Source organism: Undibacterium sp., from assembly GCF_030683615.1.
Taxonomy (GTDB): domain Bacteria; phylum Pseudomonadota; class Gammaproteobacteria; order Burkholderiales; family Burkholderiaceae_D; genus Undibacterium; species Undibacterium umbellatum.
The window spans coordinates 194,445-210,873 of record NZ_JAUXQE010000021.1 but is presented as its reverse complement, the minus strand read 5'-3'; the positions used below and the strand labels follow the sequence as shown (position 1 = coordinate 210,873).

Sequence of the window (16,429 nt, the reverse complement as noted above, 5' to 3'; positions counted from 1 at the left end):
TCCTATGACCGCAAGCATTCGGCTAGGTGAATTGGTCGATCGCTTCGGTGGTCAATTGACTGGTTCACCTGAAATTACTGTCACTGGCATTGCCCCTCTGAGTGAAGCCAGTGAACAGCATATTACTTTTTTATCCAATCCCAAATTACGTCTTCAAGCCGCAGCTACGCAGGCCGCAGCCTTGATATTGACGCAGGCTGATTTCGAGCATATTGGAAAAAACTATGCTGGCATTTGCCTGATAGTTCCCCAGCCATATGTCTACTTTGCACGAGCAGCGCAATACTTTGCCTCACTCAATGCCATACCTGCAGTGACAGGCGTGCATCCTGCTGCCTGGGTCAATCCGATGGCCGTCGTTGCAGCAACTGCCAGTGTAGGCGCAAATGCCAGCATCGATGCTGAAGCGGTGATTGGTGAGCATGTTGTCATCAAACCAGGTGCTGTGATAGGTCGTGGTGTGGTGATCGGTGACAATAGCCTGATCCATGCGAATGTCAGCATTTATGATTACTGCGTCCTGGGACAACGTTGCATCATTCATTCTGGCGCTGTCATAGGTGCTGACGGTTTTGGCTTTGCCAATGAAAAAGGTCAATGGATAAAAATCCCGCAAACGGGCAGAGTGGTGATCGGTGACGATGTCGAAATTGGTGCGAATACCAGCATAGACCGCGGTGCTCTGGCTGATACCATCATAGAAGAAGGCGTGAAGCTGGATAATCAGATACAAATAGGCCATAACTGCCACATAGGTGCGCATACTGCCATGGCAGGTTGCGTAGGCGTAGCAGGCAGTGCCAAGATAGGCAAATATTGCACATTTGGTGGTGCAGCCATGGTGTTGGGACACTTGACCATCGTCGACAATGTGCACATTTCCTCTGCCAGCATGGTGTCACGCTCTATTCTTGAGCCTGGGCAATATACTGGCTTTTATCCTTTGGCAAAAAATGCTGATTGGGAAAAAACTGCTGCCATCGTACGTAATTTGTCGGGTATGCGAGAAAAAATACGCGCTCTCGAAAAAACAATTAAAACACTGACTGAAAAAGATCATGAATAGCCTGGACATTAATCAAATCAAAGAATATCTGCCACACCGTTACCCGATGTTGTTGGTGGATCGTGTGCTGAGCTGGGAAAACGGAAAGACCATTACCGCCATCAAGAATGTCACGGCGAATGAAGAGTTTTTTAACGGACATTTCCCGAATAAACCCGTCATGCCTGGCGTATTGATGATAGAAGCGATGGCACAAACTGCTGCCATACTCTCATTCCTGACCATGGGCCAAAAACCGGATGAAAATACCATCGTGTATTTCCTTGGCATTGATGGCGCACGTTTCAAGCGTCCAGTTGAACCTGGTGACCAGTTGAAGATGGAAGTAGAAATCATCAAGGTTGCCCGCGGCATCTGGAAATACAAGGCCAGGGCAACTGTTGATGGCCAATTGGCAGTAGAAGGTGAACTGATGTGCACCATGCGTACGAAAGAAGAAGCCAAGGAGAGCTAAATAATGCACATCCACCCAAGCGCGCTGATTGACCCCAAGGCTCAACTGGATAGCTCAGTTGAAGTGGGTGCCTATTCCATTATCGGTCCCAATGTAACGATAGCAGCGGGGACCAAGATAGGCCCGCATGTCGTGATTGAAGGATATACGACGATAGGCCGCAACAATACTTTTTACCAGTTCTCGTCCATAGGTGCAGCGCCGCAAGACAAAAAGTATGCGGGTGAGCCTACGCGTCTGGAAATTGGCGACAACAATGTTATCCGTGAATTTTGCACTTTCAACCTGGGCACAGTTCAGGATAATGGCGTGACCCGTCTGGGTAACGATAACTGGATCATGGCTTATGTGCATCTGGCGCATGACTGCCAAGTCGGTAATAACGTCATATTCGCCAACAATGCTGCATTGGCTGGTCATGTACAAGTTGGTGACTGGGTGATTTTGGGCGGTTTTACCAATGTTCATCAATTCTGCAAGATAGGTGCGCATGCCATGTGCGGCATGGGTACTTCTTTGCTGCAGGACGTACCACCCTTCGTCATGTTGAATGGTAACCCGGCGGCTGCCCATGGCATTAATGTCGAAGGTTTGAAGCGTCGTGGCTTTAGCCGCGAACAAATTTCAGCCATACGTCAGACTTATAAGCTGATCTATAAATCCGGTTTGACTCTGGAAGAAGCCAAGGCAGCAATAGATGCGCAAATTGCTGAACTGGAAGCAGATGTGGCCCTTCACGTGCAATCCATGCGCCATTTCCTGGATGCTGCGACACGCGGCATCGTTCGTTAAGCTGCTGTGACAACTCAAGCTAATCGCCCCATCATTGCCATGGTCGCCGGAGAAACCTCTGGCGACATGCTGGCCAACCGTCTCTTGTCCGGCTTGCGCCCGGCCTTGCCAGATGCCCATATGCACGGCATAGGCGGCCCGCGCATGGCTGAACATGGCTTCATCAATGACTGGCCCATGGAAAAGCTGTCCGTGCGCGGCCTGTTTGAAGTGCTGGCGCATTACCGTGAAATCAGTGGCATACGCAAGCAATTGCGTGAACAGTTGTTACTGGAAAAGCCAGATGTTTTCATCGGTGTCGATGCGCCAGACTTTAACCTGGATCTGGAAATCCAGTTAAAGCGTGCTGGCATTCCCACCATGCATTACATCAGCCCATCGATCTGGGCCTGGCGTGGTGGTCGCATCAAAAAGATTGCCGAAGCAGTTTCTCATATGCTGGTAGTATTTCCCTTTGAAGAAGAGATATACCGCAAGGCTGGCATACCAGTGACCTATGTAGGTCATCCGCTGGCACAAGTCATTCCCATGGAAACGGACATGGCAGCGGCCAGGGACGAGCTGGGCCTGGATAAAAATACCAGGGTGGTGACGATCTTGCCAGGCAGCCGCATGTCCGAGATCAAATACAATACTGAAGCATTCATACAAACAGCAAAAATCCTATGCCAGCGTGATCCGCAGCTTCAGATAGTCGTGCCCATGGCAGGCGACAAGCAGCGCAGCTATTACATCAAACTGGTGGTTGACGCCAGGCTGGATGATGTACCAGTTTTGCTGATAGATGGCCGTTCGCATACTGCCATTGCAGCAGCGGATGCGGTACTGGTTGCTTCTGGTACAGCCTCGCTGGAAGTGGCCTTATTCAAAAAGCCCATGGTGATTGCCTACAAAATGATGGAAGCCTCATGGCAGATATTGCGCCATATGGGTTACCAGCCCTGGATAGGCTTGCCGAATATTCTTGCGCGTGAATTCCTGGTGCCAGAATTTTTGCAATCAGCAGCCAGGCCAGATGCAATGGCTGATGCATTGTGGCAGCAGTTGAGTGATGAAGCCTTGCAGGAGCGACTGAAGCAGCGCTTCGTCGATATGCACCATTCCCTCTCGCGCGATACCGCCAACGTCTCGGCGCAAGCCGTATTACAATTAATTTCAGCAAAATGAGGCTTTAGTCCCGGTTTGCCGATATGGTTACACGCCAGATTCACTTGAAGAGTAGCAAGCATGTACGTTGATTCCCATTGTCATATCAATTTTCCCGAACTGGCTGAACGTTTGCCAGAGATATTGGGCAAGATGCAGGAAAATGGGGTGACCCACGCGCTATGCGTCTCGGTTGATCTGCCTGATTTTCCGCAAGTTCTGGCATTGGCTGAACAGTATCCACACATTTATGCGTCAGTAGGCGTACATCCTGACTACGAAGAAACAGAAGAGCCAACAGCAGAGCAATTGGTCAGGCTATCCGATCACGACAAAATTATTGCCATCGGTGAAACCGGTCTTGATTATTTCAGATTGAAGGGTGACCTGGAGTGGCAACGCGAACGGTTCAGGCAGCATATCCGCGCCTCCCGCATTTGTCGCAAACCCTTGATCATTCATACCCGTGCAGCGGCGGAAGATACCATACGCATTATGCAGGAAGAGGGCGCAGGCACAGCTCAGGGTGGTGTTGCTGGCGTCATGCATTGTTTTACAGAGTCACTGGAAGTTGCGCAAGCAGCAGTAGATTTGGGGTTTTATATTTCTTTTTCCGGCATCCTGACCTTCAAGAGCGCCAAAGATTTGCAGGCAGTAGCCAAAGCCTTGCCTCTTGAGCGTATTTTGATAGAAACTGATTCGCCTTACCTAGCACCAGCCCCGCATCGCGGCAAAATGAATGAACCCGGTTTTGTCCGTCATGTGGGTGAATTTCTGGCAGATTTGAAAGGTATCTCCGTCAAAGAAGTGCAGGAAACTACGACCAGAAATTTCTTTCAATTGTTTCAATTTGCTCATTGAGTCCTGATATGCAAACAGTCTTGTCATCCGCATCCTTTTCTGGGAAATTTAATCTGCGTTGCGTGGCTTGTTTGCTATTGTGGCTCTCTTCTGCCTGTGCTTTTGCTGATGATCATGATGACCTGCTTTTTGCGGTACGCTTCGACGACGTAAACAAAGTCAGTGAGTTGGTCAAACGCGGTCTGAGTGTCAATGCCACAGAATCTATACGTGGCGAAACTTTACTGATGATTGCATTGCGTGAAAACTCGAAGAAAGTTTTTCAGGTCTTACTCGATCACAAGGACATCAAACTTGAAGCCAGAGCCAGTAATGGCGATACCATCTTGATGCTGGCCAGTTATTTAGGCGACTTCCCCGTCGTGAAAAAACTGGTAGAGCGGGGCGCAGAGATCAATCAAGTTGGCTGGACAGCATTGCATTATGCGGCAGTAAGTGGCGATAAGAATATCGTCGCTTTATTATTGGAAAGCTCCGCCTATATTGATGCTGAATCACCAAATAAAACTACCCCTCTGATGATGGCAGCTCGCTCTGGCAAACATATCATCGTCGGTTTACTGCTGGAAGAGGGTGCTGACCCATACTTAAAAAATGATCTGGGTTTAAATGCACTCGACTTTGCTATCGACGTAGAGCAAAGAGAAATAGCAGCCATTTTGAAAGCACGCATGCAGGCCAACAAAAAATAGTTGGTGTTCACGCGCCTGATATTTGAAGGAGGACTTCTTGAAAGCTGATGAGGTAAAACGGGCACTCGAAGTTGTGGTCGAATGGGGTCGTTTTGGAGAGTCATACAACTATGATTATCATACCGGTCGCCTGACTCTGCCTGAAGATAATCAAAAGTAATTATCGCGTCTTTGCAGGGTAGGTGAGTTCAGCAAAAATTCCTGCTACCTACTTCCAGTTGCCCCAGGAGGTGTGACATATCTACCAGACGTTTGGCAACCAGATGCCTGACTTCCGCCTCACATTGCCAGATACCATATACGCCCAACAGCGGTGCACTCAAAACTTCGCTACGCTGCTTTTCCAGTACATTTGGCCAAATAATGACATTCACCGGGCCAGTCTCATCTTCTATGGTGATAAAGATGACGCCTTTGGCAGTCTGTGGTCTTTGCCTTACTGTAACCAGGCCACAGCCACGGGCAAATTGCCCTTGTTGAAAAGTATTTAGCATTTCTGCTGGCAAGAAGCGTTTGGCCAGTAATTGTGGTCTCAACAAGGCAAGGGGATGGCGCTGCAGGCTGAATCCGGTCGCATGATAATCGCTATAAATTTCCTGTGCTTCTGAAGGTGCTTTCAGTTGTGGCACTTGCTCCTGTATGCTGGTGGCCCGCAACAAATCCTTGTCCGGTATTGCACCTACTGCCTGCCACAGTGCCTGCCTTCTATGTCCGGCCAAGCTTGACAAGGCATTACCTGCTGCCAGTATATGCAAATCATGTTGGCTTAATTGCGCGCGTTTTGCCAGATCATGCGCATCATCAAAGGCTTGTTCCTGACGTGCCTGCGTGATACGCAAAGCTGCATCCTTGGACATGCCATATAGCAGAGAAAACCCCATGCGCACAGCAGGTTGCATGGTCCCGGTAAATTTATTGAGCTGCGTCTCAGCCTCAAGTGAAGAATCCCAATTACTGCAAGTCACATCGATTGCGCTGACTTGCACATCGTGACGGCGTGCATCCTGTATCAATTGCGAGGGTGAATAAAATCCCAGGGGTTGCGAATTCAACAGTGAACATAAAAAAACGGCAGGTTCATGGCGCTTGATCCAGCTACTGAAATACGCCAGGATGGCAAAGCTGGCAGAATGGCTTTCAGGAAAGCCATAATCACCAAACCCCTTCATTTGCTCGTAGATCCCTTGAGCAAAATCACGCTCATAGCCATTCTTGACCATGGTTTCCACTATTCTGGCTTCATACGCTTCCAGCCCGCCTTTACGCTTCCAAGCTGCCATTGCGCGGCGCAAACCATCTGCTTCCCCCGGCGTAAAGTCCGCCGCATGCATTGCGATCTGCATGACTTGCTCCTGAAAAATAGGTATCCCCAGCGTACGCTCCAGCGCTGCCCGCATGCCTGGGTTTTCATGGATTTCTATAGGTTGCTTGCCCTGACGCCTTTGCAGATACGGATGCACCATGCCTCCTTGTATAGGACCCGGCCGCACAATGGCAACTTGTATCACCAAATCATAAAATTGTCTGGGCCTTAGGCGCGGCAACATACTCATCTGTGCACGGGATTCAATCTGAAACACACCTATGGTATCTGCCTTGCAAATCATGTCATAGGTCAGCGAGTCTTCCCTTGGGACATCCTGCATGCACTTAGGCTTACCTGGCAATGTAGCCATCAGGTTAAAAGCACGGCGCAATGCCGACAGCATGCCAAGGGCCAGCACATCAACCTTGAGCAAACCTAGAGATTCAAGATCATCTTTATCCCATTGGATCACATTGCGTTTTTCCATCGCCGCATTTTCTATAGGCACCAACCTGGATAATTTGCCGCGTGCGATGACAAAGCCACCACTGTGCTGGGATAGATGACGCGGAAAACGCAGCAATTTCCCTGTCAACAGAGCCCATTGCTGGGCTATAGGCGAGTTGGTATCGAGGCCGCATTCAGTAAATCGTTGAAATAACTCTTGCTTGCTATCAAACCAGCGATGCGATTTTGCTACGGCATCAACAATCGCAAGATCTACGCCCAAGGCCTTTCCCACATCACGCAAGGCGCCACGTGGGTGATAGGTGTGTACTGCGGCCGCAAGGGCAGCGCGATCACGTCCATATTTGTCGTAGATGTACTGCATGACTTCTTCACGGCGCTGATGCTCAAAATCGACATCGATGTCGGGCGGCTCACCTCTTTCCTTTGACAGGAAGCGTTCAAATAGCAGGGTATGTGTTTCTGGGTTAACTTCGGTGATGTGCAGGCAATAGCAGACGACAGAATTTGCTGCCGAGCCGCGTCCCTGACATAGAATCTCTTTTTTCCTGGCGAAATTAACGATGTCAAACACCGTCAAAAAATAAGGCTCATAAGCAAGATCATTAATCAGGTGCAATTCATGTTCTATTTTGTGGGTTACTGATGATGGCAAGCCTTGTGGATAGCGCGAGTGCGCTCCTTTATACACCTGCAACTTTAAATAACTGGCAGGCGTGTATCCTTTAGGTACCAGCTCGTGCGGGTATTCATAGCGCAATTCATTCAATGAAAAGCTGCACAGCTCGGCAATTTTCACTGTTTCAGCCAGGGAATGCAGCGGGTAGATCGTCGCCAGCCGCAAGCGGGAACGCAGGTGCTGCTCTGCATTCATCGCCAACGCATAACCACATTCGGTTATGGGCTGACACAGCCGTATGGCAGTCATCGTATCTTGCAAGGGCTTGCGGGATCTGACATGCATTGTGACCTGGCCAATTGCAACAACTGGCAATTGCACGGTCTCGGCTACCGCATCAACTTGTTGTTTTTGATATTCATCTGCAATTTGCATCAATAAATTCAAACCTATCCAGGCACGACCAGGAAAGTGTTGCTTCAACCAATTTGCTTGTCTCAGCAGTACATCGCTTTCTGCCGGGTAGGCTGGCACCAGTATCAACAGGCAATCTGGCAAGCCAGACAAATGCTCTAAACCTGTTGGTGGCGTGACGAAGTCCCTGGGTGTCAATAAGTAACTGCCTTTGGTTGCCCGGCATCGCCCAAGGGTGATCATTTCAGAGAGATTGCCATAGCCTTCGCGGTTTTGTGCAAGGGCAATCAGATGCACACTACTTGCAGGTGCTTCTATATCTTCCAGTTTGAAGTGGGCACCGATGATGAGATGCAAGCCCGTATTTTTTGCTGCTGTATATGCTCTTGCCACGCCAGCCAAGGAACACTCATCGGTAATGGCGAGGGCACGATAATCCAGTTTAATGGCACGTGCCACCAATTCTTCTGAATGTGATGCTCCATGCAGGAAGCTGAAATTGCTCATGCAAAATAATTCGGCATATTCGGGCAGGAAGGCACTCATGTTGATATATCCAAATGCTATCCAAAAATACCATGCAAGAACCAGACAGGCTCTTCACTTTCAGGATCATTGGCTCGCTCGCGATAAATCCAGTAGCGCACATGGCGCTTATCGACAGCGATGTAGTAATCCCGGGTTTGTATCTGCTCATTCCACCAGCCGGATTCTATGCGCTCAGCCGGAGAAACAAGTTTCAATTCTGATCCGTAATAGGGACGATGCTCGTGAATGTCCAGCGCCAGCGGCTGCGGTAACAACCAGTTGGGGCGCAAGACATAGCCTGCCAATGCGTGAGCAGGGCAGGGCGGTGGGGGTTTCTTGATGACAGAAATCCAGTGATTGGCAATATCCGCCCTATGGTCTGCATGCGGTGCCGGCTGCAAGACATTATCTTCGCCCAGACGTGCAATCAAGAGTTCAAGTAAGCGCTTATGTTCATTTTCCTGCCCACCGGGTTCAGGAAACAAGGTATAGCTTTGCGCCTCGCGCAATATGGTCTGCTTTACTTCCAACAGCATGCCGATGACGGCACTATGCAGTTTTAGCTGGCTCAACTTTTCTTTGAACAAGCTGAGTAGATGCGATTCTTGCCAGCATGCTTGTGCCAGATGCAAGTCAAACATGGTCGGCGGGATGGCCTGGCGACCACGCTCATGCAATAACTCCATGTGTATATGCGTCACTGCCAGTTGCTGCGCTGCCAGCCAGCCCAACAACTGCGCCAGCAAGCTGCGGGCAAAGATTAGTAGTGATTCTGCTTGCTCTATACGGTCTGGTAATTCCATTTTGACTTTGAATTCTGGCGCTGCGAGATACCATTCATGCACCTCGGCCTGCTCGCCATAGGCTTGATCCAGTTCTATGAGTAAAGCCTTGCCTCCGCGTCTTTGCAGGCCGGGGCGAGGCAAGTGCCGTAAATCTCTCAAGCTATAACAGGCTATGCCCTGTAATAACTCAGTCAAAGGCTGCGCCGCAGTGAGCAATTTGACTGGTAGTCTGTCCAGGCGTTGCGTTAATCGCTGCATTTTAAAAACGTGCTGTCCTCTGAGTAGTTTACGTGATGCTTCCTTGGCCAACAGCCAGGCAGCCCTGGCAACGGGGGCTATGCCTGTGGTTGCTGTATAACCCAAAATGCGCATGCTCTCTTGCACACGTTTACGCAAAGCACGTATGCCACCAAATAAACTCAGGCTTGCGCTGATATCAACCAGTATGCAATCATCTTCTGCGAGGCAGACTTGTGGTGAGTATTGCAGCAACGTAGTTGCCACCGCCTGTAATGCCAGCTTTTCTTTAATTTGATCACGTTGATAGCACTCTGCACCAGCGCACAGCATTTGCACGCCGCCCGTGCGCATGTTCAAACGTATACCCATATGATTCGCTGACTCAGACATGGACGTTACCCGCCCGTGATGGAGAATGACACTGACTTGCGTCTCTTGCTGAGCAAGCAAGGGAGTGACAAACACCTCAAGCTGGAGTAAAGGCAGGTGCACGGCTATCCACAGTGGAGGGCAAGTTACCATAGTTTGTCGCAAGTTTTTCTTTGCCTGGGTGAGCATAGGCATACAAATAAGGATGATCTGGCACATGCAATGCCAGCGGCGCATCGCGCTGGCTGCCACGGCGCTTGAGAATGCTCAGCTCCAGGCCATATTGAGTGGCTTGTACACTCAATCGCAAGGGCGCGGGAGAGGCTTGCTGCGCAGCTCGCATGTCACGCATTAAAAAAAATAAAGTCTCTGAGCTTTGCGCTGCCAGATGCAAACGACGCAAAGCTTCACTACGGATGCTGGATGTCCAGAATAACAGCGCGCCACAACTGCTATTGCGCAGCACCTGCTCTGCCGCCCACAGGGCATCAACATGTTTGTGGCAGCGTATCCATATCAACTGCGATGGCTGCAAGCCTGTGCTTGCAAAAACCAATGCTTGCGGTACATAAGGCGGTGTCAACAAAGCAATGGGACGGCCATCAAGTTGACTTAAGGCGGGTTTGAGTAGACTGAGCTCGGCAGTGCCAATCTGCGGTAACAAAATCTCGGTTAATTGCCCCTGCGGCCAGCCATTTCCGGGCAGTTCAATATTGAGTTCAGCATAACCACTGGGCAAATAGCCACCCTGACCACGCGCCAGTTGCGATGCACGCCACAATGCGGGGTGTATGTGTTCAGGAGGAAGTGAGGAAACGTAGGGCATATTACATATACTGATTAAACGTACAGTATATGTAATATGGCGGCAGACTTCAAAGTTTATTTTATGTGACGGTGCTACGTGACTGGAGGAAAAAAATACAGAGAGATGAGAAAACCACAGCTTTACAAATTACTGATTGCGCATACAGTTGTTTGTGATAAAGTTCGCTCCATGGATGAACGCATGGATGTCTTGATGACCGTTCCTCTATCACATACCAACCGATATGGAGATTGAATATGGCAAACCTCGAACAGTCCTTTGATACACGCTTCAGCTTGCAATTCGCCCCGACATCATTTCTGATGCGTCTGGGTCGTCGCGAAATATTTGTCTGCCGCGACTTTAGACAGCGCTCTTACTATGTCAATCCTGTACTAGATTGCAGTACAGGCATACAAGCTGGGCACCTGGAAATACTGATGTTCCGTAAATGGCTGATTATTTTATCCAAAGCTAATTGGTAGCAATGAGTCATGCTTAAGCTGGCTATTAAATACATTCCACAATTGAACAAATAACTCTTGGTAGCAAATATATCCGTCACATTGTTCAGATATATTTACTTCAGGAAAGTCCAGTTCTGTAAGATATCAATTTTTAGTGAATATACAATTGAACACTTAACGTCCAATTGCAAATCCTGAGCACACAAGAAATGGCCAGGGGCAGGGCATGCATTATCTGTTATACGTCAACAATGCTTCTTAACATCCCTGTATTGCGCTCCAAGCTAGATAGCGTCAACAAAACTGGGTATCTTTCAGGGTATGAGCGTAGGTGCTTTTGCCCCAACGAATGAGCATGAACTGCATCACAATTATCTTGTAGAAACCATCTGGTTGTATAAGTCGATGAATTGCCCTGAGTTTAAATAAATTCAAGGGGATGACGCATTTGTAGCCCTATCCCCTTACTGAAAATTATATATGCATATCAAGAACCCGTCATTGCAGCGGGGCAACCATGCCAACTGGAATTGGCGGGAATATATTCCCCCTTCATCACCAGCGTCAATGCACCAAGACTGGCACCATCTGCTACCACGGCGCTATACAAAACCGAGCTGCGCGGCCCCATGTACACACGTTTACCAATACTGACGTAATCAATTTTCATGACCCGGTCTTCAAACAAATGTGTTTGCGGGCAAGCAAGGGCGTTGATTTCGCTATATTCACCAATGCTGACGCAGTCAAACTCGGTAATATCTGTAGTATCCATATATACCCCTCGTCCGATTTTGCAACCAAGCAGATTGAATGCCAAAGGCAGCCATGGCGTACCACGCAGGTAGCGCATGAAATTCGGCACTGCAATTCCTTCATACAGATTGGTAATGCCTTCTGATATCCAGACAAAGGGCGTCCACATGGGCACGCTGCTTTTCTTGTAGCGGAAAATCAGCAACCATTTCAACATCAGGATGAAGGCAAAACTGCCCACACCATACAACAAACCTGCAACGACCAGGTAATACAAGACTTCACTCCAGCGATCATCGCCTGCCAAAGGCATCAAATCAAGAACTATGGTATAGCCAACGGCAATCACCATCGCATGCGGCGCAATGATGCGGAAAGCCTCGATCAAACCCCGACCCAGACGGCGAATTGCTGAAGGCCGGAAGGTCAGATTCTCAGGGAAACCCTTGGTTTCTTCGCGGGCAGGCAAATGGATTGCTGGAGAACCCAACCAAGTGTCACCTTCATGCATCTGCTCGTTACTTGGTGCACTGGAGTGGACACCAATTAAGACGTTTTCAGGCAAGATCGTGCCATCTGGAATATATGCGCCATTGCCAACAAAGCTGCGACGCGAAATCACCGTAGGGTGCATGCTCATCCAGCCGCAATCAATTTGCTCGTCACCCAGCAATACCGCATCGGCAATAAAGGTTTCATCACCTAAAGTCAACATATCTGGGACTACACCCAAGGCTGTGGAAATCTCAGCCCCACGACCAACTTTTGCGCCCAGCAAACGATACCAGAAGGGCGCATAGACAGTTGCATATACACCGTGCAAGACGTTCAGGCTGGATTCCTGAATTTGATTGACTAACCATTTGCCGCAATAAGTATTGCCATGTACGGGATATTGCCCTTGCTTTAAGGTTGGCAAAATACTCCAGCGTATGCCGGCAGAAAGTAGGGCGGTGCACACAATCAACACAGCAGTGGCGGGAAAAGCCAGCAAGAAATATTTTACGAGCTGAAAGGCCACTGAGTTGCTTTGCAGTCCTGGGAAAAGTTCGGAGTTATCAAACCAGTCTATAGTCATAAAACTGGGAAAAACCGGCATAAAGAACAGCGCGCTAATCAAGAGTGAACCAAACACAAAAAACACAGTTTCACCAAGCAGGCGCAAGCGCGTAGCCTGAGGTCTTGGTGGAAAGGTCGCGGCATCAAACAAGCCCACATCTCTGGCAGGCGAGCCTTTCCATATTCGGGATTTTGGTATCCGTTTCCCCTCACTCAGTGCAGATTGCCCATCAAGATGGCTGCCGGCTTCTAAATAGACATTGCCTTCCAGTACAGCATACGAGCCGACATACGCATCATCTTCCAACGTGATTGCTCCCAAGATTAACTCGCCATGCTGTACCCTGGCATTTTCAAAATTGCTCGCATTACCTATACTGCAACGATCGCCTATGGACAACAAATCTGGCACACGCAAAGTCATGGAACCTATCACCACATCAGAGCCTATCTTTGCACCCAGGGCACGCAACCACCAGGTGTATAAAGAAGAGCCACTCAGCATATAAGCAGGCGCAGCTTCCACTAGCCTGTCAACCAGCCACCATCGATAATATGTCCATCCCCATAAGGGATAACGCCCGGCTTTCAAACGTCCGGCAATCAGCCATTTCGCCATGATGGCGACCGCAAATTCGGCCAGGGTCAACAATAGGAAAACACCAACAGACAAGAGCACTGCTCTTGCAATAGAATCATCAGGGTCACCTGTAAAGAAGTGGTAAGCAAAAAAAGGGGCCAACCATTGCACCATGCGCATGGCCACCAACCAAGGTATGGCCACTGCCTGCCCCAGACCGCACAGCCAGCGCTTCCAACAGGGAGCAGCTACCCATTGTGACTTACTGATTGCCGTAGCGGCATCCTGGGTTTGTCCGGTGGATTCAAGAATATCCACCATCTTTGTGATGATGCGATGTGCATAAATGTCACTTATCCTGAAATAGGCAAAGCGAGGGTGTTTGCGTAAAATCGACACCAACTTTGCCGCCATTAAAGAATGGCCACCTAGGTCTGTGAAAAAATCTGATGTACGCTGTATTGCCTGCCCAGGAAACAGGCTGGCCAAAGCTTCAAACAGCACAACCTCTGTTTCGGTTTGTGGAACATCAGAATCATTATTTGCCACCTGCTTGACCAACTCGATTTTTTTGAGCGCATTGCGGTCAATTTTGCCTGAAGTTAGCCTCGGCATTTCAGCTAAGTATTCAAACCTGGCTGGCACCATATAAATCGGCAAGACCCGGCCCAGCTCTACACGCAAGACGGCGGCATGCTGTGCAAAAGTGCTGGCATCAGAATCTGCAGGCAATTGATCGTTGACAATGAAAGCCACAATCTGATCAATCTCCTCATCCTTACGCAGAACAACAGCAACCGCACCCACGCCATTTTGTTTGGCTAGAACAGATTCAATTTCACCCAGCTCAACTCGGAAACCACGGATTTTTACCTGATCATCAGCTCGTCCCAGGCATTGCACACTGCCGTCGGGATTAAAACAAGCCAGATCACCAGTGCGATACAGCCTGGCCTCATGCGAATTCCTGGCCCAGGGATTAGGCAAGAATTTTTCAGCAGTCAGATCAGGTCGACCAAGATAGCCAAAAGCAACGCCGGGGCCGGAAATGCAAAGTTCGCCATTTTCTCCTGCAGGCAAGAGGTGCAAACCGTTTTCAACGTCGGCTGCGATAACAAGCAAAGAATAATTCGGCAATGGCCTGCCTATATTGACAGCTTGACCTGCCTGTAATTGCGCCAAGCTGGCTGACACACTGGCTTCTGTCGGCCCATAGGTATTGAACATAAGTCGTCCGAGACGCGACCAACGCTTGACCAGCACTTCAGGACACATCTCGCCACCCAGATTAATCAGGCGCAGACTATCAACTTCATGACTGAACAAAGCGAGCAAGGTAGGGACTGCATGCAAGACGCTGATGCGGTTTTCATTCAAAGCCAGCGGCAGGGCATCTGGATCAGCCGTAATTTCTTTCGGTGCCAGCCACAAAGTTGCACCTACCAGATAACTAATCCAGATCTCTTCAAACGACATATCAAATGCCAACGAAAATCCCTGATACACACGATCATCATGTCGTATACCCAACACATGGTTTTCGCTCCGCAAAAAGTGGCAGATACTGGCTTGACTCACCAGTATTCCCTTGGGTTTTCCTGTAGAGCCAGAGGTATAAATCACATAAGCCGGGTCACTCGCTTTGACGGACTCCCGTCTTAGCATGAATTGCCCGGCGTTAATCAATACATCTTCTGCCAGCCATTTTGTGCAACTTAACTCAGTCAACTGAGACTCGAAAGTCTTGCAACTCAGCATGCCAAAAGCATCTGCATCCTCAAGGCAAACCGCAATACGGTCTATGGGAGTGTCTGCATCGAATGGCAACCAGGCCGCACCAGTTTTGGCGATAGCAAGCTGCATGATCAATAAATGTATGCCACGCGGTAACCACAGGCCAATAATATGTCCAGGACGGACACCTGCCGAAATCAAGGCAGAAGCAACGCGATCCGCGTCAACGTTTAACTGAGAGTAACTGACCGACTCGCCGCCAGAAATCAATGCAATTTTATCGGGAAACGAAAGCGCGCTAGCCTCAAACAAATCGGCAAGGACTTCCTCTCTCATAAAATCAATTCTATCCTCGCCATACAAAATTTCTGGGTTTGTTACCGCATTGCTGCTAAACGATTGCATAAAAAATCTGTAGAAAAAAGGTCACATGACAACGCAACTTTATCAGGAAAGAAAGCTCGCCAATCTTTTCATAACTCCTTAGGGTTATAAATCGCCGCTTTAACCTTATCCTGTTGCTTTCGCACCTGTGCTTTTGCACTCTTCGGGGCAATTACTATAAGGAAATGTCGACAATGAGGAAGGTGGCATTCGAAAAGTTAGCTACTGCCAGGAAATTGCTCGCTACGAAGATGCGAGAGATGGCGCAGGCATGCGACTGGAACCGCCAGAAAAGATGGTTTGACGACTATTTAATTCGGAAAGATAACAAAGATTCACCCCTTAAAATAATACGATAACAAAATAGTCAAAGTAAAAGTCTGGAAATGCTTGCAAAGCAAGAAACGGAAGATTTACTTCGCAAAAAGTCAGAAACTTACTACGAAGGACTTTCACAGCCGACTTCAGCACGTTTTGCAATCATTTTAAGAACGCCCCTTACATTTCGCATAATTTATAGCAAGGTAAGTCTGCTCTGCTGAAGCCTTCGCCGTTGCTGCGTTTGCGGCCTCTGGTGTCAAAAATAAATTGACAAAAAAAGCAATGAGGAGGGCGCTAGCCGTTGTCGCCGTCCTCATCATAAAAACTTCCCAAAGCGATTTTTGCCCCGTTTTTTCTGCGCGGTCTATGCAGGCTGCGCCGACGATTTCAATCGGATTTATGCCTAATTCTAAGGCAATAGCCAGGCACGTTTCATCATCCATGATCCGTTTTCCTGACTTGTAGTTACTAATTGCAGGTTGTGTCAAATGCAATAGTTTCGCTAAATCTGTATCGTTGATTTTTCGCATTTCTTGCAATTTTTGCAAATATTTCGCGCTTTTCATTTTATCAATCTCCT

At 48.7% G+C, this 16,429-nt stretch carries 12 protein-coding genes; 7 read left to right on the top strand and 5 right to left on the bottom strand.

The annotated features are described in order from the left end of the window. Positions 1-4: 4 nt before the first annotated feature. The 6 genes from lpxD to Q8K39_RS10450 are packed head-to-tail and all read left to right on the top strand — an operon-like array spanning position 5 to position 5,011. Positions 5-1,066 carry a UDP-3-O-(3-hydroxymyristoyl)glucosamine N-acyltransferase gene (gene lpxD / locus Q8K39_RS10475; RefSeq protein ID WP_305259954.1) on the top strand — a complete coding sequence of 354 codons (1,062 nt, stop codon included), beginning with the start codon at positions 5-7 and terminating at the stop codon, positions 1,064-1,066. After that, a complete protein-coding gene (gene fabZ, locus Q8K39_RS10470) occupies positions 1,059-1,520 on the top strand; it encodes a 3-hydroxyacyl-ACP dehydratase FabZ (RefSeq protein WP_186951399.1) in 462 nt (153 codons plus the stop codon). The genes lpxD and fabZ overlap by 8 nt, the downstream gene beginning before the upstream one ends. Positions 1,521-1,523: 3 nt before the next feature. Continuing rightward, positions 1,524-2,312 carry an acyl-ACP--UDP-N-acetylglucosamine O-acyltransferase gene (lpxA, locus tag Q8K39_RS10465; RefSeq protein ID WP_370868589.1) on the top strand — a complete coding sequence of 263 codons (789 nt, stop codon included), beginning with the start codon at positions 1,524-1,526 and terminating at the stop codon, positions 2,310-2,312. A gap of 6 nt (positions 2,313-2,318) precedes the next feature. Beyond that, positions 2,319-3,479, top strand: a complete 1,161-nt coding sequence (lpxB, locus tag Q8K39_RS10460; RefSeq protein WP_305259953.1) for a lipid-A-disaccharide synthase — start codon at positions 2,319-2,321, stop codon at positions 3,477-3,479. Positions 3,480-3,539: 60 nt separating this feature from the next. After that, complete coding sequence (locus Q8K39_RS10455) at positions 3,540-4,319, top strand: TatD family hydrolase (RefSeq protein ID WP_186951400.1); 780 nt, start codon at positions 3,540-3,542, stop codon at positions 4,317-4,319. Between the two features lie 20 nt (positions 4,320-4,339). Continuing rightward, a complete protein-coding gene (locus tag Q8K39_RS10450; protein WP_305259951.1) occupies positions 4,340-5,011 on the top strand; it encodes an ankyrin repeat domain-containing protein in 672 nt (223 codons plus the stop codon). A gap of 188 nt (positions 5,012-5,199) precedes the next feature. On the opposite strand, the gene Q8K39_RS10445 is transcribed toward Q8K39_RS10450, so the two are convergent. Genes Q8K39_RS10445 through imuA form a run of 3 tightly spaced genes read right to left on the bottom strand, consistent with a single transcriptional unit; the run spans position 5,200 to position 10,566 of the window. Next, positions 5,200-8,364 (bottom strand): error-prone DNA polymerase, encoded by a 3,165-nt coding sequence (locus Q8K39_RS10445; RefSeq protein ID WP_305259949.1) that lies wholly within the window; start codon positions 8,362-8,364, stop codon positions 5,200-5,202. Between the two features lie 17 nt (positions 8,365-8,381). After that, entirely contained in the window at positions 8,382-9,863 is a 1,482-nt protein-coding gene (locus tag Q8K39_RS10440; protein WP_305259947.1) for a DNA polymerase Y family protein, read from the bottom strand. Further along, entirely contained in the window at positions 9,838-10,566 is a 729-nt protein-coding gene (gene imuA, locus Q8K39_RS10435) for a translesion DNA synthesis-associated protein ImuA (protein ID WP_305259945.1), read from the bottom strand. The genes Q8K39_RS10440 and imuA overlap by 26 nt, the downstream gene beginning before the upstream one ends. 239 nt (positions 10,567-10,805) lie before the next feature. Here imuA and Q8K39_RS10430 point away from each other — a divergent pair, with 239 nt between their 5' ends. Next, complete coding sequence (locus Q8K39_RS10430) at positions 10,806-11,033, top strand: hypothetical protein (RefSeq protein WP_186951405.1); 228 nt, start codon at positions 10,806-10,808, stop codon at positions 11,031-11,033. Between the two features lie 469 nt (positions 11,034-11,502). Here the strand turns inward: Q8K39_RS10430 and Q8K39_RS10425 are convergent, their stop codons facing one another. Continuing rightward, a complete protein-coding gene (locus Q8K39_RS10425; RefSeq protein ID WP_305259942.1) occupies positions 11,503-15,480 on the bottom strand; it encodes a Pls/PosA family non-ribosomal peptide synthetase in 3,978 nt (1,325 codons plus the stop codon). A gap of 533 nt (positions 15,481-16,013) precedes the next feature. After that, positions 16,014-16,415 carry a helix-turn-helix transcriptional regulator gene (locus Q8K39_RS10420; protein ID WP_305259941.1) on the bottom strand — a complete coding sequence of 134 codons (402 nt, stop codon included), beginning with the start codon at positions 16,413-16,415 and terminating at the stop codon, positions 16,014-16,016. Positions 16,416-16,429: the final 14 nt, after the last annotated feature.

Bases quoted from the DNA above. Each gene is read 5' to 3' on its own strand.
- lpxD (WP_305259954.1), top strand. From the start codon at position 5: ATGACCGCAAGCATTCGGCTAGGTGAATTGGTCGATCGCTTCGGTGGT.
- fabZ (WP_186951399.1), top strand. From the start codon at position 1,059: ATGAATAGCCTGGACATTAATCAAATCAAAGAATATCTGCCACACCGT.
- lpxA (WP_370868589.1), top strand. From the start codon at position 1,524: ATGCACATCCACCCAAGCGCGCTGATTGACCCCAAGGCTCAACTGGAT.
- Q8K39_RS10455 (WP_186951400.1), top strand. From the start codon at position 3,540: ATGTACGTTGATTCCCATTGTCATATCAATTTTCCCGAACTGGCTGAA.
- Q8K39_RS10445 (WP_305259949.1), bottom strand. From the start codon at position 8,364: ATGAGTGCCTTCCTGCCCGAATATGCCGAATTATTTTGCATGAGCAAT.
- imuA (WP_305259945.1), bottom strand. From the start codon at position 10,566: ATGCCCTACGTTTCCTCACTTCCTCCTGAACACATACACCCCGCATTG.
- Q8K39_RS10430 (WP_186951405.1), top strand. From the start codon at position 10,806: ATGGCAAACCTCGAACAGTCCTTTGATACACGCTTCAGCTTGCAATTC.
- Q8K39_RS10425 (WP_305259942.1), bottom strand. From the start codon at position 15,480: ATGAGAGAGGAAGTCCTTGCCGATTTGTTTGAGGCTAGCGCGCTTTCG.
- Q8K39_RS10420 (WP_305259941.1), bottom strand. From the start codon at position 16,415: ATGAAAAGCGCGAAATATTTGCAAAAATTGCAAGAAATGCGAAAAATC.